Source organism: Paucilactobacillus kaifaensis, from assembly GCF_005405145.1.
GTDB classification, from domain to species: domain Bacteria; phylum Bacillota; class Bacilli; order Lactobacillales; family Lactobacillaceae; genus Paucilactobacillus; species Paucilactobacillus kaifaensis.
On record NZ_BJDM01000009.1, the window covers coordinates 36,826 to 58,064 of the forward strand.

The following is a 21,239-nucleotide window of genomic DNA, read 5'->3' on the forward strand; positions in this document are numbered from 1 at the left end:
AGGATAATTATGGATATTAAGCACATCGAGTACCTAATTAACATTGTTGATAATGGATTTAATTTAACAAAAAGCGCCGCATTACTTCATATTTCACAACCAGCCTTAAGTAAGTTCATCAATGAACTTGAAAAAACAGAGGAAACTAAGATTTTTACTCACAGTCGCAATCGGATCACAGGATTAACCCACTCAGGACAAGACTTGATCGATCGCGGACGAAAAGTTACCCAAGAATTCACTGATATGATGAATTCGTTTCACTCGGCGGCCATTGAAAAGCAGGGAACTGTTCGAGTTGGTATCGCACCAGTGATTATTTCAACACTATTTACCAACGCCATTCCAAAATTCATTCAAGAAAATCCAAAAATTGACTTACAAATCGTTGAAACCGGTGCCTATGATCTTCAAAAGATGCTAATGCTACAAGATTTAGACATTGCAGTTATCGTTTCCCCTGTTACCTATCCAAGCATTAAAGAAGACGTCATCGTTAAGGATTCCGTCTCTGTTTGGTTTAACAAAGAACACCGTTTCCACGATTTTAAGGGACCAATCCCCTTTAATCAAATTGCCAAAGAAAAGATTGTTTCGCTTGATGATAGTTTTATGGTTACTTATCAGTGGAAGCAACGCTTACGGAAACTAGGTTTATCACCTAATTTTTTCTTCCAATCTGGTGCTTGGGATCTAATATTAAATATGTGTCAAGAACTAAATGTCGTTACCTTGATGGCTTCTCCAATTGGGCACAACTTTGCCGGTGATAAAATTGAACATCGCCAAGTAACACCATTTTTTCCTTGGAATATTAGTTTATGTACGCTGGATACAGTTCAATCAAGTTACTTAGTCAACTATACCCAACAATGGTTCCATAATTATTTTAAGCAATCAAATGCTAGCTCGTAACAGCAACTGACTTACTAGCTTTATTGATAATGCTACCCATTTTTTCTGGGGCAAAGATTCTTGCATCCATGTATTTCAAATCATCGCTAATTTTTGGTCTAAATTCCATATGTTCTAACACATCTTTTTGTAAATCTACTCCGGGAGCAATTTCAATTAGCTCAATCCCATCATCGACTAGTTCGAACACCGCCCGTTCAGTGACATAGTAAACATGTTGACCATTTTCCTGGGCAACATGCCCACTAAACGTTACCTGCTCGACATCTTTAACTAGCTTATCAGCTTTACCTTCTTGTGTAATATGAAGTTCTCCATCTTCAATATTGGCTCTAAAGCCACCGGCGGTAAAGGTTCCGGTGAAGACAGTTGTCTTTGTGTTCTGAGTAATATTTACAAATCCACCAACACCTGCGATTTTTGGTCCAAACTTAGAAACATTAATATTTCCTTTTTGATCTAACTCTGCTAATCCAAGGAATGTTGTATCGATTCCACCACCATCGTAAAAGTCAAACATGTATGGTTGATCAATTGTTGATTGCGGCGAAATGGCACAACCAAAGTCGCCACCTCCTAGCGGCACTCCACCAAATGTACCTGGTTCAACAGTAGTAATAATATTATCTGCTGCATTTTCTTCCTTCAGTACTAATGAAACGGTTTCTGGATACTTCCCAATTCCGTAGTTAACTACTCGATCTTTCGGTTGCAGGAACATCGCTGCCCGACGAGCAATTACTTTCTTAACATCTAAAGGAACATCAATAGCTCCTTCGGCACGGATAACAGAAGCTTTAACAAAATCTGGGTTGTAAACTGTTGAAGTACTTTGTTGTGTCATCGATACATCATCAGTTTCGCAAACGTAATCAACCAATAAACCTGGAATGCGGATATCTTTTGGAGCCATAGAACCACGATCAACAATTCGTTTAACTGAAACAATTACCTTACCGCCATTATTATGGGCAGCCATTGCGATAGCAGTGGATTCCAAGGTTAACGGTTCATCCTCAAAAGTAATATTGCCATCCTCGTCTGCATAAGATCCTCGCAACAAAGCAATGTTAGGCTTTGGCACCTCGTAAGCTAAATAATCCTTTCCTTTAATTTGCATCTTTGAGACTAAGTCTTCACTGGCAGCAGAATTCAGTTTCCCACCTTGAAGGTCCGGATCAATAAAGGTTCCTAGCCCCACTCGCGTGATATGCAGTGGTTTGTGTGCAGCCGAATCACGGAAAATTTGTGATAAAACTCCTTGTGGAAAACAATATGCTTCAATTTTATTCTCTTCTACCAGTGGTTCTAACTTAGGCGCTAATGCCCAATGACCGCCGACAATCCTTTTTACCATCCCTGGTTCAGCCAGATTATTGGTTCCGCGCTCCTTACCGTCGCCAATTCCTGATGCATGATAAAAAGTTAAATTCTTTGGATGCCCAGTTTTTAAATAAACAGCATGCAGCTTCTCCAAAATTTCTTCTGGTACATCTGATCCTAAGAATCCTTCCAAGGCAATTGTGGCACCATCAGGGATTTTGCTGATTACCGATTCACTATCAATAAATTCAACTGACATAGTTATCCCTCCTATGGTTCTAGTTTAGTAATTTCATCATAATCAACTGTGTCATTATCAACACCATCAACTTCAAATCCATTAATTTGTAAAAATTCTTTTCGGAATGTTGCATAACCGGTTAAGTCAGAATTGAAGTTTTCTGGTGTAATTTGTTGCATCAATGCAACAGTCTTTTTTTGTGTATCTTCATCTTGTTCCCAAGCGTCTGGACGTAGTCGGCCACGGTCGTCAATTTCAGGTTTGTTACCATAGACCATGTCTCTAAATAGTCGGTCCTTATGCATAATTGGTGTTTCATGTGTTCCTTTTTCCTGCATTACTTTATACAGTGCGATGCAATACAATGGGAAAATTGGAATAACAACAGATGCTTTTGTTGTCACAGCCTTGGAAACACTAATCCAAGCTTTCCCATTAATGTCATCAATCGTCTTTTGAATCTTGTGTGATGATTCTTCGGCTGCATCTTTGGCCTTTCCTAAAGTGCCTTCATGATAGAAGTCGTATGTTACAGGGGCACCAATATATGAATACAGAATTGTCTTAAAGCCGTCTGCTAACACACCGGCTTCTTTTAACATGCTAACCCAAAGCTCCCAATCTTCACCGCCCATTACATGAATGGTTGCGTCAACTTCTTCTTGAGTGGCGCTGTCGATACTTTGTTCGAATAACTCATTTTTTTCAAGATTAATGTTGTAACCAGTGACAGACTTTCCGATTGGCTTAATTTGTGAGCGCCATACTTCATCTGGATTTTCTGGATTAACTCGTTTTGGTGCTGCAACTGAGTATACTAACAAGTCGATCTGTCCGCCGAATTCGTTTTTGATATAGTCCAAAACTTGTTGCTTAATTTCCTTAGTAAAGGCATCACCGTTAAAATTCTTAGCAATCAAGCCTGCTTTTTCTGCTTCTTGTTTAAAGTAAATATTATTCCACCAGCCGGCAGTTCCGAGCATTGTTTCATCTTTAACTGGCCGTTCATAAGCAACACAAATTGTGTCAGCACCTGAACCAAAGGCTTGCGTAATTCGACTGGCTAAGCCATAACTTGATGAACCACCAATCACTAACGCTTTCTTGGCACCATTATAATGGCCCTGTTTCTTTACATAATCAATTTGGTTCAAAACTTCTTGTCTACATCCGTATGGATTTACTGAACGTGCAACATTACCCTTTAGTTTTTCACTAATCTTAACCATTTTTCCTGCCATCGTAAAAACTTCCTTTTCATTTTATTAAAATAATCCCAGTTAGTAACAAGTAGTGCGAAAATGTTTATTGCCAATATCTCATTTATTTATTTTTTTATGTTTAGTCTTTAGCTGGAATTACAGTTGCTTCTCCATCAGTAACTACTGTTCCATCCTGGTTTGTCACGGTAGTCTTTAATGTCACAATTTTAAATTTAGTCTTTTGCTTAATCTCGCTAACTTCAGCTTTGGCAACCAGGACATCCCCAAAATGCACTGGCGCCTTAAAAGTTAAAGTTTGACCTAGATAAGTGGCCCCCGCTCCTGGCATTTTCATGCCAATCACTGCTGAAATTAATGCTGCAGAATACATTCCGTGAGCAATTCTGCCACCAAATTGAGTTGTTTTTGCAAACTCATCATCCATGTGGAGTGGGTTTTCGTCACCCGTAATATGGGCAAACTGTTCAATGTTTTCCTGCGTCACTTCCTTAACAAATTCATCAGCCATTCCGACTTTAATCTGTGATTCTGTAATTGATTGATATTTTTTCATTATGAACTCCACCTTAATTAAAATATTCACAAATGACAATCAACTTTGTGCCTAAACAAGCTTGTTTGTTAGATAATTATCTCTGTCATTAATGTAAGCCCTTCCAATAAAGAAAACAAATATAGATTTTTCATATCTTCAATAACAATATGTTATGTTATTGATTTCATCAACTTTAGTGTTTACAAATGCGTTTAAATTCACAAACTTTATTTTATTGAGAAGAATGCCGCAAATAAAATTGCACCGATAACACCACCGACAACTGGTGCTACTACAGGGACCCAACTGTATGTCCATTCGGATCTACCTTTATTTGGAACCGGTAACAGCGCATGAATCATTCGTGGCCCTAAGTCTCTGGCCGGATTAAGGGCTGGTCCAGTTGCTCCCCCCATCGAAATGACTAGCGTCATAATCAAGAGCCCAACTGCAACATTTGCAATATCAACATTCGAAGCAATAAACATTCCATGATAGGCCCCAAGAGCACCAAATACTAAGAAAAAAGTTCCTAGGCATTCATTCACGAAACCATTAAATGAGCTTTTAGCTCCATCACCGGTCGAGAACGTCATCAATACCGCAGTCTCATCTTGCGTTTTTTGATAAAATGGCCAATAACATGCGACCACAATTAATTGCCCAACAATAGCTCCTGCGAATTGTGCCACAATATATGGAACAACTTCACCCCAAGGAAATAATCCAATCGTGGCAAAAGCAATTGTAATTGCTGGATTTAAATGATTCCCTGAAATCGATCCAAACATAAAAGCTGGAATCATAACCCCAAATCCATATCCTAATGCCACAAACAACCACCCACCGTCATGACGCCCAGTTGTTCCATCCAGTGCCATATTAGCTACAGCCCCATTCCCAAAAACAATTAGAATCATTGTGCCAAAAAACTCTGCCATCAACCTTGTATCTAAACCACTTGCCATTGCAAAACCCTCCTTTAATTTGTGTAAACGTTTGCAAATGCAATTTATCATGGACTTTGAAACTCGTAAATCTACAATTAAATTCATATAATCCATAACTATTTGTTATAAACGCATTTAATCCAGCATTGTATCGCCTTTTTTAATTTTGTTCGCAAGTTAAAAATTAAAAAAGATAAAAATTACTCTTGCTTTTATCATTGTGAATAATTTATCATAGTAAGTGAAAATGTTTATTGATCAATATCCATCTGGAGGATATTAATCATGAAAAATTATAACAATCTATTATTTGAAGTTACTGATGGAATCGGCACATTAACAATTAATCGACCAAAATCGCTCAACGCTTTGAACTCAGAAACGTTAACAGAAATTGGCGAAGCATTGGCAGAAATAAAAAATAATTCCGATGTTAAAGTTCTTATCATCACCGGTTCTGGTGAAAAGGCCTTTGTTGCTGGCGCCGATATTTCGCAAATGGTTTCAATGAATTCACTGGAAGCTGCTGCTTTATCTGAATTAGCGCATAATTCATTTAAGACAATTGAATCATTATCACAAATCACGATTGCCGCTGTGAACGGCTATTGTCTTGGTGGTGGATTTGAGTTAGCCAACTCTTGTGATATTCGTGTCGCCTCTTCCAAGGCTAAGTTTGGCCAACCAGAAGTTGGCTTAGGGATCGTCCCAGGATTTGGCGGAACACAACGTTTAACTCGTCTTGTTGGTCGTGGCAAAGCTAAAGAAATTATTGCTACTGGTACACAAATCACTGCACAGGAAGCTCAATCAATTGGTGCAGTCGAAGAGGTTGTAGAACCAGATCAATTAATGGATAAAGCCACTGAAATTGCCAAGGCAATCATGAAAAACGGTCCAGTTGCCGTTCGAATGGCCAAATATGTCATTGATAAAGGTGCCGATCTCGACTTGAACACTGCCATTTCGTTTGAAACTCAAATGTGGGCACAAACATTTGCTACCAAGGATCAAAAAGAAGGCATGCAAGCCTTCCTAGAAAAGCGTCATACTAAGTTTAATGGTGAATAGATTCTAATTAATTAGTTACTACCTAAAAAAAGAGCTCCTCAATAAATGAGAAGCTCTTTTTGTGATGCAAGATATTTAACTAATGTTACATCAATAACGATCAGTTCAACGAACCAAATATCCTCCATCAACTACCAAAATCTGTCCATTAACATAATCCGAAGCATGACTGGCTAGATATATTAAGGTTCCCGAAAGTTCAACGGGGTCCGCAAACCGTTTGTCAGGTAAATGGTCCATTATCTCTTTCATCCTAACCGGATCGTCTTGGACGGCTTGAGAAAGTGGCGTTTTGATATATCCAGGAGCAATTGCATTGATCTGAATATGTTCCTCACCTAACTCAGTTGCCAGCGATTTAGTGATCCCGGCCACTGCATGCTTAGTTGCTGTATAAGCAACAATTCCTTTAGCGGCTACAAAAGCCGCTAACGAAGCAATATTAATTATTTTACCTGACTGTTGCTGTACCATCACGCGTCCAACCGCTTGGGACAAATAAAACAGAGCATCAACATTAAGCGAAAACAGTTTTTGCCAGTCTTCAGAAGGGAAATCTATCAGTTTATCACGGTGTTGCATTCCAGCATTATTAACCAAAATATCTATTCGACCAAATCGCTTAATAACTTCTGTTACTATTTTTTCGGCAGCACTTGGATTTGTAATATCCAGTTGCAAGAACTCAATTTTTTGGCCAGTCTGTTCGATAGCTCGTCTAGTCTCTTCCCAACCATTCTGGCTTGCACTAACACTAAAAACATCTGCACCTGCTTTAGCCATTGCGATTGAATAACTTTTACCAATTCCACTTGCACCACCAGTAATTAGGGCAACCTTATTTTTCAAACTGAACCAATCTAAATCAAAATTTTGTAAAGCTATTTTATTATCCATTATGAAACACCTCTTAATATCTGGCCCAGCTAGTGAACCAAAAAGATCTGCAGAAATTACCAACCTTTTCCACAGATCCATCATTAACTTACTTTCTCAACTTTTCATAATCGGCAAAAATCAGATGTTCTGGGACCACGTCTTCTTCTATTAACGGAATTCGCGGTAAATTTTCAAAAAAACGATTATCAGTATTATCATCATTAGTTGATGACACTTCAAATAACATAATCTTACCAGTCCCTTTTTTACCACGCCATCTATGATAGATACGTTGGGTTAACGTAATGCTTTGCCCCGGTTGTAATTCAACCGTTGCACCTGCTGCAACACTAACTCGGTGTCCATCCATAACAACCGTGACGGGTGACTTCGTATCAAGTTCCTCATCCGCAGTTGCCTTGTATAATGTCAATTCTAACACTCCACCACCACGGTTAATGATATCTTCTTCTTTGTACCAGTGAAAATGAAATGGTAACTCTTGACCATCTTCTACTGTTAGTAATTTTTCACAGTAAGGCTTGGGGTACTTTTCCTTATCATTAAAATTACCATTACGAAATGTGAAGGTTGCTAGACCGCGTTGATAATAATTATCTTCGTTAAAATCGGTAACATCCCAACCTAGCATATTATCTAAAATTTCATCATACGATGAGTCTATTTTTTGCCAATCAGCTTGATTCCAATAAGCAAATGGTGGTAAAAACAATCCTCTATCGTCAGCAAATTCAATTGTTTTATCAATAATTTGATTAATTTCTGATCGTTTCATATGCTTCCTCCAACTCACTACGCAGTGCTTCAATTAATTTTTCATTTTTTTCGTCACTTAAATACAACGGGTGTTCAGGATTATTAACAAACGCATCATCCCAATCTTCATCACCCGGCACTTTAGGGACTAAATGAAAGTGAAAATGTGACACTGTATCACCGTATATCCCGTAATTGATTTTGCTAGCATGAAAATGGTCTTTAATCACTTGTGCTGTAATGGCCACCTCATCCACAAACTGACTCCGATCCTGCTTTGACAGTTCAAATAGTTCATCAACATGCCAATTAAGAGCCACAATCAATCGACCTGGATGCGTCTGATCTCGATTAAAAAACACAGTTGAAGTTCCAAATGTCACAATCGGCAGCATTCGCTCATGTTGCGTTGCATTGTGCTCACAATAAAAACAACCTGTTCTAAATCTTGATTCCATTATTAGATCACCTCTGTTGGCTCGTTTACCGACGCTGGAATTGTTCCATTGGCGTAACGACCATCATTATGGGAGGCGTCACAGTCAATCATCACGTGGATGACATCTGCTCTTGTTTGGTTTCGTAAATCAAATGCATCCGCAATTTTAGCCAGTGGGAAAACGTTAGTTACTGATTTTTCTGTGTTAATCAAACCATTAACTACCATGTCTCGTCCTTGACGAAGTAACTTATGATTATCAACATCGCGTTTTGGTTCCGTAGTTAAAATATCAACACGCCGACGATGCATTTTGAAAAAGTCCATTGTTTTACTTGTTTTTCCAATCCCGCCATACATAATCAATTTAGCGTTTTGAGCACAGGCATCAAGGGCATCAATTACCGAATCCCCTTCCAACAACGCTGGAATGACAACATCAAATCCATCTGGAAAATCTTTACCAACCACATCCATTGTTGGTGTATCAGGAGACGGAATTTTATAAGTTTTAGTAGCCCCAAATTCCTTTGAAATTGCCAGTTTTTCATCAAACAAATCTGTTACCACTAGATTCTTAGGACTATAAAGATGTGCAAATTGAGTCAACTGCAAACCGCTGACCCCTTGGCCCATAATCAGCACGTTTTTAGCTTGGCTTATCTCAGCATTTTCCAATCCAGTTTGAATCGTTGGCGTAATTTCGATTAACGAACCATGCATTAATGGAAATTCTGGCGGTAACACAACTGCTGAGAATGGATCACAGGTAATATATTCGGCAAAAGCGCCCCAAACATATCGCAGGGCGACGTGATCACCGACCTTCAGCCCAACTACATCTGGACCTACTTCATCAATAATACCAGCTACTTCATGGCCTAATCGCATCGGATAAGTTAAGAATTCTGGTGTTCTGGCACCACGATAAACTTCTAGGTCACTACCACAAATTCCAACCCACTTAACATCAACTCGAATTTCGCCTTGTTTAGCATGCGGAATTTTAGCAAATTTAATATCAATTTTACCAACCGTTTCCATCACTGCTACTTGTTGTGTGTTTTCTGCTTGCTCGTCGACCCATTCCATTTCTGGTACTTCCATTTTTCGAACCATATCGATTTCTCCATTCTATATTGACTTTGCTCAAATTTCTTCTTGTTCAACCTTAATGACCGGATCGTCACTATGCCTTAATGTTAAGACAATCAGACCTGCCAAAATCAGTGAACCGGATAAGAAAAACATCGCAGCAACCTGTGAACCAGTAAAATCTTTCAGCCAACCCACAACATAAGGTCCCACGAAACCACCTAAGTTACCTAGCGCATTAACAATTCCCAAACCAATAGCAGCAATTCTAGGATCCATCATTGTAGTAATTGCCCAGTAAGGGCCCGACCATGCATAGATCCCGATCGCTGCAAAACATAGAAAAACCATTGAAATCCACGGATTATGCGATAATGCCGCACCCATAAATCCAATACCACCAACAAATGCACCGCAGGCAGTATGCCAAATTCGTTCATGAGTCGCATCTGAATGGTGTGAATTCAACACCAGTGCAATCGCTCCTAACAGGTATGGCACAGCTGTTAACCAACCAGTGGTCATCGTAGAAAAGTTAGATGACAATGCTTTGATCATTTGAGGCAGCCAAAACGTTAAGCCATACAGCCCAACAACATAGAAGACATTGATGAAGGTCATTTTCCAAACCCTTCCATTTTTGACAGCTTCCTTCATTGGTGCGCCAACAATGTTATCTTGTGAAGTCAACTTTTGATCTAAATACAGCTCGTCCATTAAAGCCTTCTTCTCATCGCCATCAAGCCATTTTGCTTTATCTGGTTTGTCTGCCAAATACCAAAAGGTAAAGAAGCCAAGTAAGACAGCAGGAATACCGACCACGATGAATAACCAGCGCCAGCCATCTAAGTTCAAAAACATATGGACTTGTGTGATTACCCAAGTAGCAAGTGGTGCGCCAAACGAATTGGCTAAAGGTGGTGCAATCATAAACAGCGCCACTGCTGCAGCACGATCAGCAGACCTAACCCAATAAGTTACAATTAACGTAATTCCGGGAAATAACGCTGCCTCAAAAACACCCAATAGGAATCTTAATATTGCGAGCTCAAACGAAGATTGAACAAAGGCAGTAACTAATGTCACCAATCCCCATAGAATTAGAATTAATCCAATCCATCGACGGGCACCCACTTTTTCCAAAATCATGTTGCCTGGGATTCCAAAAATGAAATAACCGATAAAAAATATTCCTGCAATAAACCCATAAGTTGTTGCAGTCAGTCCTAAACTCTTATCCATTCCTCCGAGGGAAGCATAAGTTATACTACTACGATCCAAAAACGCAACAAAATAAATAATAAACAAGTAAGGAAGTATGCGCCATCGCACTTTTTTTCTCGCGCTTAAAATGACATCGCTTGTTTTCATATTTCCGCTCACCCCTGTAGTCTATCAATAGATTGTTATCAACCTATTAAACATAGTTGTTCTAAGACAATCCGGTTTCCAGTAATCGATTGCGCAATCTTTGACTTTCAACTCCCACATAGAATAACATCATTAAAGCGCTTTCAATCGATGAAAAAATGAATTCTAACCGCTAATTATTTTACATGCGATCATAATTAATATATATTTACCCTGAAGTGGGAGGTGCGCGGATTGATATTACGAGATAACCAATTAGTAACGCTTTGGATGAGCGGAAAGGGTTATTCAAAGGATTTCAAAGTTAAACAACACAGACATGATTTTTATCAATTACAGTACTTAATTACGGGTGAAGAAAATATTTCGATCAATCAACAAAAGTATATTCTTAAGCCCAATAATATTGCGCTAATGGACAGCAATGTTTATCATGAATATTCCTTCAATAAAAACGCCAAACTAATCGATATAAAATTTAATTTAGATAATGAATTACGGCACTTCTTGTCAAACTTATTTTTGAAACCTGTTTTTCCAGTAAATGACGCATTTTTAAGAAATAGCTTCAGTCAATTAGTTGAACAGGCAGTTAATTATCAGACATCTGAAAATTCAGAGTTACTACTTGATTTAGATACACAGGTTAAATTATTGCTCCTACAGCTATTACATTCTTCACGCAAAACAACTACCGTTTCCGGAAATTCAATGAACACGTCAATATTCAGTGAGATATTACAAGACGATAGTTTTCCAATGCTCGATTTTTTAGAACAAAATTACGACCAACAAATTACTTTAGATGATCTTATGGAAAAGTTTCATTATAGTAAAGGACAGATCATAAAAATGTTTTCTGACACACTCCATCAAACACCCATGCAAGTACTTCAAAAAATTCGTATTGAACATTCAATCTATTTACTAAAAAACACCAATTACTCAATTGGTAAAATAGCTAATATGGTTGGTTTTAGTGATAACTATTTCACGAAAATATTCTTTAAGTACGAGCATCAAGTGCCAAATAAATATCGTATTACTGCCAAAAAAGCCAGTGAAGACATTATTTTAAACAGATCTTTTGATATTGCGACACAACCATAAAAAAAGACCGAAAAACCAGTTTAACTGTTTTTTCGGCCTTTTATTTATTCATGATTAAGTATTTTATCAATTTCTGCTAATTCATCTGTTGAAAAATCCATTTTGACTAATGATTTTAAATTATCTTCTAGTTGACTAGATCGGGAGGCCCCAACAATCACACTGGCAACAACCTCATTTTTAAGATCCCATGCTAATGCCATCTCAGCCAATGATTGATTTCTACTTTGTGCTAATTCATTCAATCGTGTTGCAATTTTTATTGTCGGTTCAACCTTATCCTTATCCAGAAACGGGCTACTACTTCGACTAGCACGTGAATCTTTAGGAATTCCGTGGAGGTAGCGATCGGTCAATCTGCCCTGTGCTAAGGGACTAAATGCAACCATCCCTTTACCCAAATCTTTAAGCGTATCTAACAAACCATCTTCAACCCAACGATCAAGCATATTATAGCGAGCCTGATGAATAACAAATGGCGTTCCAAGCTGTTTGAATATTTTAGCGATAGCCGCAGTCTGTTCAGCTGAATAATTGGAAATTCCAATATACAGTGCCTTACCCTGTCGCACTAATAAATCCAAGGCTTGCGCGGTCTCTTCTAATGGGGTATTTGGATCTGGACGATGATGATAAAAAATATCAACATAATCAAGACCAAGGCGTTTTAGACTCTGATTACAACTGGCAATAATGTTTTTCTTAGAGCCCCATTCTCCGTATGGCCCTGGCCACATGTAATATCCTGCCTTCGATGCGATTACCATTTCATCCCGATAAGCTGTGAAATCTTCATGCAGAATTCGACCAAAGTTCGTCTCGGCTGATCCTGCCGGTGGACCGTAATTATTAGCTAAATCAAAATACGTAATACCATTGTCAAATGCAGTATGCACAATATCACGTTGATTGCTGAGTGCATCAACGTCCCCAAAGTTATGCCAGAATCCTAATGCAATGGATGATACCTTTAACCCTGAGGACCCGACATAACGATATTGCATGTCATCATAACGCTTTTGCGCTGCAAGATACATAATATGATCGCTTCCCTTTTAAATAATATGTTCAAAAAGAACAACTATTCTTTTCAAACATTTAACCCAGCTCTATCATAAAGCAAAAAGTCGATCGTTACCAATCGACTTTTTTAATTTATTAATCTTTTTCATCAAATCATGTTTGTATAGGTATTTAGCACCTTTACTCACACTTTGTTCCTAGACGTGTTCACGCAGGCAGACGCTTAGGACTAATGTTAAAATACCAATCAAGTAATTCACAGACCAAATTTCTTAATCGGTATTTTAACATTAGTCTACAGCATCACAACGCCTTTACTCACACTTTTTAGTCATCGATACCAACAAAATCAAGATCAACTAATTGCGCAAAATCAGCCAACTGTTGTTCTGTCAATGCTAATGAGAATACTGTATGATGGCCGCCACCTTCGCGAATCCATGCTGTGGCTCCCTTCTTCAAGCCAACTTTTGGTGTCCAAAGTTGCTTTGCGACAGGTAAGTGTGGTGTATCTTCAGTTGGAGTATTTGCGTCAACACCATAAGAAATCATCTTGAAATCAGTACCCATGTCTGAGATAGTGACGTCAATTGCATCACCAGCAGAACCACTAAATACTAAACGTGCAGGATCATCCTTACCACCAATATCAAGTGGGTGCACTTCAACACGTGGCTTGTCGCTAGCAATTGTTGGGTCAACTTCGAGCATGTGAGAACCAAGAATTGCTTCCTTACCCTTACGTAACTCTAATGTGTAATCTTCCATAAAGGCAGTTTGCTTGTTGTGGGACATAATCTTAAGCAAGCGTGTCAAAGCAGCTGTCTTCCAATCACCTTCAGCACCGAAACCATAACCTTCAGCCATCAATAATTGAGCAGCCAATCCAGGCAATTGCTTCAAGCCCCAAAGGTCTTCGAAGTTAGTAACAAAAGCACTGTAGTTGTTACGTTCCATGAATGCCTTCAAACCAAAGTATTGACGTAATTGTTCCTTAACTGATGCTTCAAATTTTTCTGGGGTATTATCACCAACTACGAATGTATAATCTTTTTGCAGATCCTCGTACTTGGCATTCACATCATCTTCAGAAACATGTTTAATTTCTTCAACTAAATCGCCAACACCATAGTAGTCAACAGTCCAACCAAATTTAATTTGGGCTGAAACCTTGTCACCTTCAGTAACGGCAACATTACGCATGTTATCACCGAAACGAACAACCCGAAGCTTCTGGCTTTCGTTGTAAGCAACTGCGACATCTTCCCATTTGCCAATTTCATCTTGAGTTTCTTCATCACCCCACCAGCCATAAACAATCTTGTTGTTTACGCCTAGACGAGCATTGATGTAACCATACTCACGATCACCATGGGCACTTTGGTTAAGGTTCATATAATCAAAATCAATTGTGTCATATGGGATCTTATTCAAAAATTGAGTTGCTAAATGAAGTAATGGCTTTTGGAGCAACTTAGTTCCTTGAATCCAGTTTTTGGCTGGTGAGAACGTATGCATCCAAGTAATCACACCGGCAACATTATCGTTGTAATTAACTTCCTTCATAAACTTAGTAATACTGTCTGCGGTTGTTGCCACAATCTTGAAAACAACTTTATATGGTAATTTACCGCTTTCATTTAACTTTTCAACAATTTCACGGGCATCTTTTTCAACTGACTTTAACTGTTCTTCACCATACAAATGCTGACTACCAACAGCAAACCAAAATTCATAATCTGGTACCTGTAACATATCGCAGTCTCCTTTAATCAAATTTGTTCACAAACCACACTTAGTAATGTTCACAAACCAAGTGTTCCATATCTTTAAAGCGCTCACAAGTACAGTGTAAAATATTTGTCCGTATAAATCAAGAAGAATTTATTTATTTGTATAAAAAACACAACAGCGCATGAGTAGATTATACAAACAATAACCTGCTCGTTCTCTGTCGTGCTTTTAATCGATAAAATCAGTCACTTCTCCAACAATTTACCTGAAGACTTTCTGATAATCATCTCCGGTTGATATACCATGGATTTAACATCCTCATTTTGAATCATCTTAATAATCATATTACCGGCATCAATGCCCATTTTCTCTTTTTCGTGATTCATTGTCGTTAGACTTGGTTCAATGAACTTACTCAATTGATAATCATCAAATCCAACCACAGCAACATCTTTAGGCACCTTTAAATCTAATGAACGAATAATATCAATCAGTTGAATTGCCAGTTGGTCATTATAGCAAACAAGAGCTGTTGGTCGGTCATCTCGTGATAAGATCGTCGAGATTTTTTCGAAAATCTTCGACATTTCATCACTAGATTGGTACATCACAATTTCGCTCAAATATGAAATCTCTGGATGTTTAGAATAGGCTTGAACAAAGCCATTCATCCGATGCACGCCTTGAACGTCATCGATTTGAAATGCACCAAGAATACGTTCGTGTCCTTGCTTCAGTAAATATTCTGTCAATTGCTGCTCTGCAGCCATATCTGCAGTACCAATATAAGGGAAATCCAAATCTTGATAATGGGCATTAATAAATAGCGTTGGTATCCCGCTCTCTTTAATTCGTCGATAAATATCTAAGTTGGGGTTAGGCAATGCACTTTGAGTTGGTTCAACAATCAATGCATCTACATTAATATCTAACATCCGAATTAAGCTCTGACGTTCCTTATCATGATTATTGTGCGTATTACTAATGATTATCGAATAACCGTTATTGGATACCACCCGGTCGATTCCACTGATGATATTGGGGAAGATATAGTCAGCAATGTGCGTTGTAATCACACCAACCATTTTATTATTAACCTGTACGACTCGTTCTTTTTGCCAATCATCGACATACATCCCGCCACCTTGAATGCGATAGATATAGTGTTCATTTTGCAAATCACCGATCGCCCGTCGCACCGTATATCTACTAACACTAAACTGATTCATTAACTCAGATTCAGTTGGCAACTTATCAGATACTTGATACTTACCGGAAATAATATCGTTTTTTATTCCCTGTTTTACAGTTTCATATTTAGTTTCCACAATTTTATTGCTCCTCGATAAAACGCTTTAACTTATACTATAGCATGTTGTTAGGTCTTTTTCATATTTAATTCATCAGATAAATAATTCATTACCGTTTATTTATCCGTATAATATCATTTCCCAATACTATTAACAGGTCACAGTAATTATTTTTTAAATTCATAGTGTTTATATGAAAATGTCGTTATAATTGAAGTTATTAAGTAGAATTTTAAGGAGGTCTACCATGAAAACTATCACTGCATATTTTGTACGTCACGGTCAAACAATGTTAAATCGTTATAACAAGGTTCAAGGATGGATTGACTCTCCATTAACCGATAAGGGAATTGCTGATGCCATTAGTGCCGGTAAACGTTTAGCTGACATTGATTTTTCAGCTGCCTTTAGTAGTGATTCTGGTCGTGCAATTGAAACTAACCGATTGATCTTAAAACAAAATCCGCATAATATGCATATAATTTCATATCAATTTCCGGAGCTGCGCGAACAATGTCATGGCTACTTTGAAGGTAACGATTTAAGCCAAATGTGGCAGTTCGTTGGCGAACAGGTGCAAACCACTTCAGAAGCTGGTATTATGGGCAAATTTGGCCTTGAAAAAGCTCGTGATTTAATTTACCAAGCCGATCTCTATCACGATGCGGAAAATAATGCTATGTTTTGGAAACGACTCGACCGTGGTTTTCAAAAACTCCTGCAAAACTCTAGTAACGGAGATAATATCTTAGTTGTTTCGCACGGTAATACCATTCGCTCAATCATTTCGCGGTACGCTCCTGAGCTCGATTTGGGAATTCCAACTCAAAATGGTAGTGTCACTAAAATTACTTTAACTGAACCACAAAAACTGCAAATTCAATATTTCAATAAATTAGACTAATTTAGGAGGCTATCGATTCATGAATATTTCAGATAACTTATTAACATTAGCTGATGGCAACAAAATGCCTCAGCAAGGATTTGGTGTTTATAAAATCACCAATCACCAAGAATTCTCAGATTCCATTAAGGCTGCCTGGGAGTCTGGATATCGACTATTTGATACAGCTCAGATGTATGAAAATGAACAATTTCTGGGTGAAGCTTTGCATAATTTGCAAGTGCCACGAGCAAAAACATTTATCACTACCAAAATTTCGGAGGCTAATCAGGGGTATAATAATACTATTGTCTCACTAAAAGCATCGCTGACTAAGCTTCAAACAGATTACGTCGATCTATTATTAATTCATTGGCCAATTAATACTGAATTTTTTGATACTTGGCGAGCGTTTGAAGATTTGAAAAAAGAAGGCTTGACTAAGTCAATCGGAGTCAGCAACTATGGTATGGTCCACCTACAATACCTAGCCACCCAAGCACACGAATTGCCAGTTGTTAACCAAATTGAAGTCAGCCCTTACATGAGTCAGAAGCCATTATTAAAATTCCATCAAGAACACAACATCGTTACTCAAGCTTGGAGCCCATTGGGACGTGGTAAGATCTTAAATGATCCCGTGCTAGTTGAACTTGCCCAAACAAAAAAACGTTCAGTTGCTCAAGTCATTTTAAGATGGCACTTGCAAAACGGGGTATCCTTCATTCCTAAATCAACTCACGCAACCCGAATTGCCGAGAATGCTGCTATCTATGACTTTGAACTATCCAAATCGGAAATGGCTATTGTAGATTCTGCTAATAAAAACCACCGAGTTAGTAAGGAACCTGAATTGGTGTATGAATTCGGCGAACAATATCCGTATTAGAACAAATAGTTAATAAAAAGCCGCCAGATCTTTGCAGATCTGACGACTTTTTATTTGAACATTAATGAGATCAAACGCTTAGGATTCTGGCGCCTTCACCTCTCCAGCTTGAACTGGATCTTCTTTTGTCATACCAACTAAGGCAATGATGGTAACGACAGCAACTAATGCTGCAAGAACAAAGTATGTGTGTTGGAAACCAATGGAATCGTACAGGTCACCGGCAACTGTCGAGAAGATAAATAACGAAATTTGCTTAGCAAAATTAAAGGCTAACGCGTAAATTGTTGCATAAAGCTTCAAGTCAAATGCACCAGCAATATACTTCATAGTTGAAACTAAGAATAAAGGCATTTCGAATGATGCAATTAAACGAACAAATGTTAAGAACCAGAAATTTGGAGCAATAGCACTTAAAGTAATTCGTAAGAATGTTAATACCCCATAAGCAATCAAACCGTTCTTAGCACCAATCTTGTTAATAATCCATGGCATTGGAATCATCAAAATAGCTTCCAATGCAATTTGAGTAGTCAACAGACGACTGTATGCCACAGTACCAGCATTGGCACTGCTAAAGAATGTTTGATAGAACACAGGAAACTGTTGATCGAAAACATCATAAATAGCTGAAGTACCCATAAAGAAGATACTTAGAAGCCAGAAATTACGAATCTTGAAAATTGATAAAATAGTCTTACGGTTAAGTGGGGCTGAGCTTGTACCTTCAGCAGCTTTAGCATTATCAAAATTAATCTTGTCGCCAAATAATACTAAACCAGTCAAAATAATACCAGCTAAAGAACAAATCCAAAATACCATGAATGGGTTCTTAACAAACACCAATCCAGCAACAAATGATGCTAAGGCACCACCAATTGAACCACCCATTCGTGAGTGGCCATATTCGAATCCATTAGCTAAGCTAGCACGTTCAACGTAAGATTCAATAACAGCAACCCCACCATTAAGAACATAGGCTAACGCAAAACCGCCAATAACAGCACCAACTACAGCATTAAAATGTAAAATTGGAATAAATACCCATTGGAAGAATGGTCCAATTAAAATAGCTGCACAGGTAATTGATAAGAGCAAATTCTTTTTAAAAACCAGTTTATCAGAAACAATCCCGAAAACAGGTTGATAAAATAGTGAAGCAAAAGCTAAGAATGAGAACACGAATCCGGCTTGTCCACCAGTTAAATTAGCCTCTTGTTTCAACCATAGAACTAAAAATCCTTGAACAATTTGCCAAATGAAGAAGTAACTAACATCCGTACCAAAGAAACTCCAAAAATGTTTTTTCGGTGCCGACGAATTATTGTTTTTATTTGTTGCGTCCATATTTTAACACCATCCTATTCATAATTATATGGAACTGGCTTCCCAAATACTGGGTTGCCTTCAGCATCATAAGTAAACGTTTGCACTTTAGTGTGACGGTTTGGATCATATAGCGGATCACCTTTAATATCTGAATAATTGCGGCAGTGATAAACCATCACATCTTGAGTACCATCTTCTGAGACAGTAAACGAATTATGCCCTGGGCCAAGCTGATCGGTGCTTAAATCGCTTTGGAATACTGGTTCTTTTGATTTATGCCAACTCTTAGGGTCCAACACATCGTCAGTATCCTTGGCAGTTAGCATCCCCATGGCATAATTTTCATCGGTTGCACTAGCTGAGTATGTCATAAAGAACTTACCATTACGATGTAAGACCGCTGGTCCTTCGTTAACCCAGAATCCCTTAATTTCCCAATCATATTCAGGTTTTGATAACATTACTGGTTTAGTTTTAAGTGTCCAAGGATTTTCCATTTCAGCGATATATAGGTTTGAATTACCCTTAATTGCCTTATCCTTTTGGGCCCAAACGTAGTAAAGTTTGTCGTTGTGTTCAAACACGGTTGCATCAAGACAGAAAGTGTCCTTGTCAGTTTTAACTTGGCCCTTTTCAACCCAGTTATCTTCAGTTTCCATAGGATCCTGAGCATCACATTCGATGCAATACATACGATGAGTGAACATTCCAAGCTCGTCCAAATCTTCTGTATCCGTTGCAGCAAAATACACATACCACTTATTATCAATATAATGCAGTTCTGGAGCCCAAATGAGTTTGCTCATCTCGCCACTATCATGCTTGCGCCAGATCGTACGTGGGGTTGCATGTGCTAGAGCGTTAAGAGTCTTTGCCCTTCTGATTTCAATCAAATTATATGCAGGTACAGAAGCAGTGAAATAATAATAGCCGTCAGTATGTTTATAAATATATGGATCAGCTCGCTGAATAATCAGTGGGTTGATATATTTTTCTGTCATAACTTTTACCACCTTTTAAAATTAGATAGCTATAAAAAGATATGTGGGTTTGTGAACAATGTTATCTTAAACCGAATCGAAACCGTTTTCAACACCTTTTTGTTGATTCTAGGAAAAAATTTATACTACAATTAACTAAAAAGTTACTTATTTTTCAATTAATTCGTCTTTTTATTTACTAAAAATCATATAAAAGTTATACTAATAATATAAAATAACGTTTTCATTAATTGTGGGAGGAAGCATGCAACTAGATATTTCCAATAATTCATTATTAGTTTATAAAGCATTAGCCAATCCAATGCGACTCAAAATCATTCAGATTTTAGCTCACGAACGGCTAAATGTTAAAGAAATTGCCAAGAAGTTAGGGATCAGCAACACAATTACCTTAAAACACCTTCAACAACTCGCGGATGCTGGTATCATCAACTTTGAAAAAGAAGGGCACAACAAAATCTCACGGCTTAAAGTCGATAACATCTCCATTAGATTTCCAGAGCGAATCTATCCATCTTTTGAAGTCCATGAATCTAACATTCCAGTTGGGCACTATACTGATTTTTCAGTAGAGCCATCATGTGGTTTAGCAGGAAAAACAGCTTACATCGGAAAGGTTGATAATCCGACTTATTTTATGGATCCTCATCGAATGGAAGCGGGTATGATTTGGTTTTCAAACGGATTTGTTGAGTACCAGGCGCCTAACTTCTTGACACAAAACGAACATTTAGAGATGTTAGACCTTTCAATGGAGCTAGGTTCAGAATTTCCATTTTCTAATAACGTATGGCCATCGGACATTACATTTTTTATTAATGAAGTTGAGATTGGTACATGGACCAGCCCTGGAGATTTCTCAGACACCCGTGGTAAGTACACGCCTGCCTGGGTTCCTGATAACGTAAACCAATATGGTATTCAAAAAATTCTGCGTATTACTGATCATGGTACTTATCTTGACGGTCAACCATTCACCGATGTCTCACTCAACGATTTAGATACATCACAACAAACTTTTAAAATTCGGTTTGCAATTAAACCGGATGCTGTTAACAACGGTGGCTGTACTATTTTCGGCAAAGGGTTTGGTAACTATGATCAGGATATCAATATGAAATTATTCTATAGCTAATCTATG

General features: G+C 38.0%; 20 protein-coding genes. 6 read left to right on the forward strand and 14 right to left on the reverse strand.

The window, feature by feature from the left end; translation table 11 throughout:
* Positions 1-9 precede the first annotated feature (9 nt).
* Positions 10-915 carry a LysR family transcriptional regulator gene (locus tag FFM51_RS05255; protein WP_137597591.1) on the forward strand — a complete coding sequence of 302 codons (906 nt, stop codon included), beginning with the start codon at positions 10-12 and terminating at the stop codon, positions 913-915.
* Here the strand turns inward: FFM51_RS05255 and FFM51_RS05260 are convergent.
* From FFM51_RS05260 to FFM51_RS05275, 4 genes are all read right to left on the reverse strand, one after another.
* Positions 905-2,497 carry an acyl CoA:acetate/3-ketoacid CoA transferase gene (locus FFM51_RS05260; protein ID WP_137597592.1) on the reverse strand — a complete coding sequence of 531 codons (1,593 nt, stop codon included), beginning with the start codon at positions 2,495-2,497 and terminating at the stop codon, positions 905-907. The two genes, FFM51_RS05255 and FFM51_RS05260, sit on opposite strands and share 11 nt — an antisense overlap.
* An 11-nt stretch (positions 2,498-2,508) precedes the next feature.
* Positions 2,509-3,720, reverse strand: a complete 1,212-nt coding sequence (gene fabV / locus FFM51_RS05265) for an enoyl-ACP reductase FabV (RefSeq protein ID WP_137597593.1) — start codon at positions 3,718-3,720, stop codon at positions 2,509-2,511.
* A gap of 100 nt (positions 3,721-3,820) precedes the next feature.
* Positions 3,821-4,255 (reverse strand): MaoC family dehydratase, encoded by a 435-nt coding sequence (locus FFM51_RS05270; protein WP_137597594.1) that lies wholly within the window; start codon positions 4,253-4,255, stop codon positions 3,821-3,823.
* A 209-nt stretch (positions 4,256-4,464) separates the two neighbouring features.
* Entirely contained in the window at positions 4,465-5,205 is a 741-nt protein-coding gene (locus FFM51_RS05275; RefSeq protein WP_137597595.1) for an MIP/aquaporin family protein, read from the reverse strand.
* Positions 5,206-5,472: 267 nt separating this feature from the next.
* Here FFM51_RS05275 and FFM51_RS05280 point away from each other — a divergent pair, with 267 nt between their 5' ends.
* Positions 5,473-6,258: an enoyl-CoA hydratase-related protein gene (locus FFM51_RS05280; RefSeq protein WP_137597596.1), complete on the forward strand. Its 786-nt coding sequence runs from the start codon at positions 5,473-5,475 to the stop codon at positions 6,256-6,258.
* Positions 6,259-6,363: 105 nt separating this feature from the next.
* Here FFM51_RS05280 and FFM51_RS05285 read toward each other — a convergent pair whose 3' ends face one another.
* The 5 genes from FFM51_RS05285 to FFM51_RS05305 form a co-directional block, all read right to left on the reverse strand.
* Complete coding sequence (locus tag FFM51_RS05285) at positions 6,364-7,155, reverse strand: glucose 1-dehydrogenase (protein ID WP_137597597.1); 792 nt, start codon at positions 7,153-7,155, stop codon at positions 6,364-6,366.
* 88 nt (positions 7,156-7,243) lie between these two features.
* A complete protein-coding gene (locus tag FFM51_RS05290) occupies positions 7,244-7,933 on the reverse strand; it encodes a D-lyxose/D-mannose family sugar isomerase (protein WP_137597598.1) in 690 nt (229 codons plus the stop codon).
* Positions 7,914-8,372 carry an HIT family protein gene (locus FFM51_RS05295; RefSeq protein WP_137597599.1) on the reverse strand — a complete coding sequence of 153 codons (459 nt, stop codon included), beginning with the start codon at positions 8,370-8,372 and terminating at the stop codon, positions 7,914-7,916. Before FFM51_RS05295 ends, FFM51_RS05290 begins: the two co-directional genes overlap by 20 nt.
* 2 nt (positions 8,373-8,374) lie before the next feature.
* Complete coding sequence (locus FFM51_RS05300; RefSeq protein ID WP_137597600.1) at positions 8,375-9,472, reverse strand: zinc-dependent alcohol dehydrogenase; 1,098 nt, start codon at positions 9,470-9,472, stop codon at positions 8,375-8,377.
* A gap of 30 nt (positions 9,473-9,502) precedes the next feature.
* Positions 9,503-10,819: an MFS transporter gene (locus FFM51_RS05305; RefSeq protein WP_137597601.1), complete on the reverse strand. Its 1,317-nt coding sequence runs from the start codon at positions 10,817-10,819 to the stop codon at positions 9,503-9,505.
* A gap of 234 nt (positions 10,820-11,053) precedes the next feature.
* Here FFM51_RS05305 and FFM51_RS05310 point away from each other — a divergent pair, with 234 nt between their 5' ends.
* Positions 11,054-11,929: an AraC family transcriptional regulator gene (locus tag FFM51_RS05310; RefSeq protein ID WP_137597602.1), complete on the forward strand. Its 876-nt coding sequence runs from the start codon at positions 11,054-11,056 to the stop codon at positions 11,927-11,929.
* 44 nt (positions 11,930-11,973) lie between these two features.
* Here the strand turns inward: FFM51_RS05310 and FFM51_RS05315 are convergent, their stop codons facing one another.
* From FFM51_RS05315 to FFM51_RS05325, 3 genes are all read right to left on the reverse strand, one after another.
* Complete coding sequence (locus tag FFM51_RS05315; RefSeq protein ID WP_137597603.1) at positions 11,974-12,966, reverse strand: aldo/keto reductase; 993 nt, start codon at positions 12,964-12,966, stop codon at positions 11,974-11,976.
* 313 nt (positions 12,967-13,279) lie between these two features.
* Positions 13,280-14,707, reverse strand: a complete 1,428-nt coding sequence (gene araA, locus FFM51_RS05320) for an L-arabinose isomerase (protein WP_137597604.1) — start codon at positions 14,705-14,707, stop codon at positions 13,280-13,282.
* A gap of 224 nt (positions 14,708-14,931) precedes the next feature.
* Entirely contained in the window at positions 14,932-16,014 is a 1,083-nt protein-coding gene (locus tag FFM51_RS05325; protein ID WP_137597605.1) for a GntR family transcriptional regulator, read from the reverse strand.
* 229 nt (positions 16,015-16,243) lie between these two features.
* Between FFM51_RS05325 and FFM51_RS05330 the strand changes: the two genes are divergently transcribed.
* Positions 16,244-16,900, forward strand: a complete 657-nt coding sequence (locus FFM51_RS05330) for a histidine phosphatase family protein (RefSeq protein ID WP_137597606.1) — start codon at positions 16,244-16,246, stop codon at positions 16,898-16,900.
* Positions 16,901-16,919: 19 nt separating this feature from the next.
* Positions 16,920-17,768, forward strand: coding sequence for an aldo/keto reductase (locus FFM51_RS05335; protein WP_137597607.1), 849 nt, complete (start codon positions 16,920-16,922; stop codon positions 17,766-17,768).
* Positions 17,769-17,846: 78 nt separating this feature from the next.
* On the opposite strand, the gene FFM51_RS05340 is transcribed toward FFM51_RS05335, so the two are convergent.
* Positions 17,847-19,115, reverse strand: coding sequence for an oligosaccharide MFS transporter (locus FFM51_RS05340; protein WP_137597608.1), 1,269 nt, complete (start codon positions 19,113-19,115; stop codon positions 17,847-17,849).
* Between the two features lie 14 nt (positions 19,116-19,129).
* Positions 19,130-20,098 carry a glycoside hydrolase family 43 protein gene (locus FFM51_RS05345; protein ID WP_137597609.1) on the reverse strand — a complete coding sequence of 323 codons (969 nt, stop codon included), beginning with the start codon at positions 20,096-20,098 and terminating at the stop codon, positions 19,130-19,132.
* 244 nt (positions 20,099-20,342) lie between these two features.
* Between FFM51_RS05345 and FFM51_RS05350 the strand changes: the two genes are divergently transcribed.
* Positions 20,343-21,233, forward strand: coding sequence for an ArsR/SmtB family transcription factor (locus tag FFM51_RS05350; RefSeq protein ID WP_137597610.1), 891 nt, complete (start codon positions 20,343-20,345; stop codon positions 21,231-21,233).
* Positions 21,234-21,239: the final 6 nt, after the last annotated feature.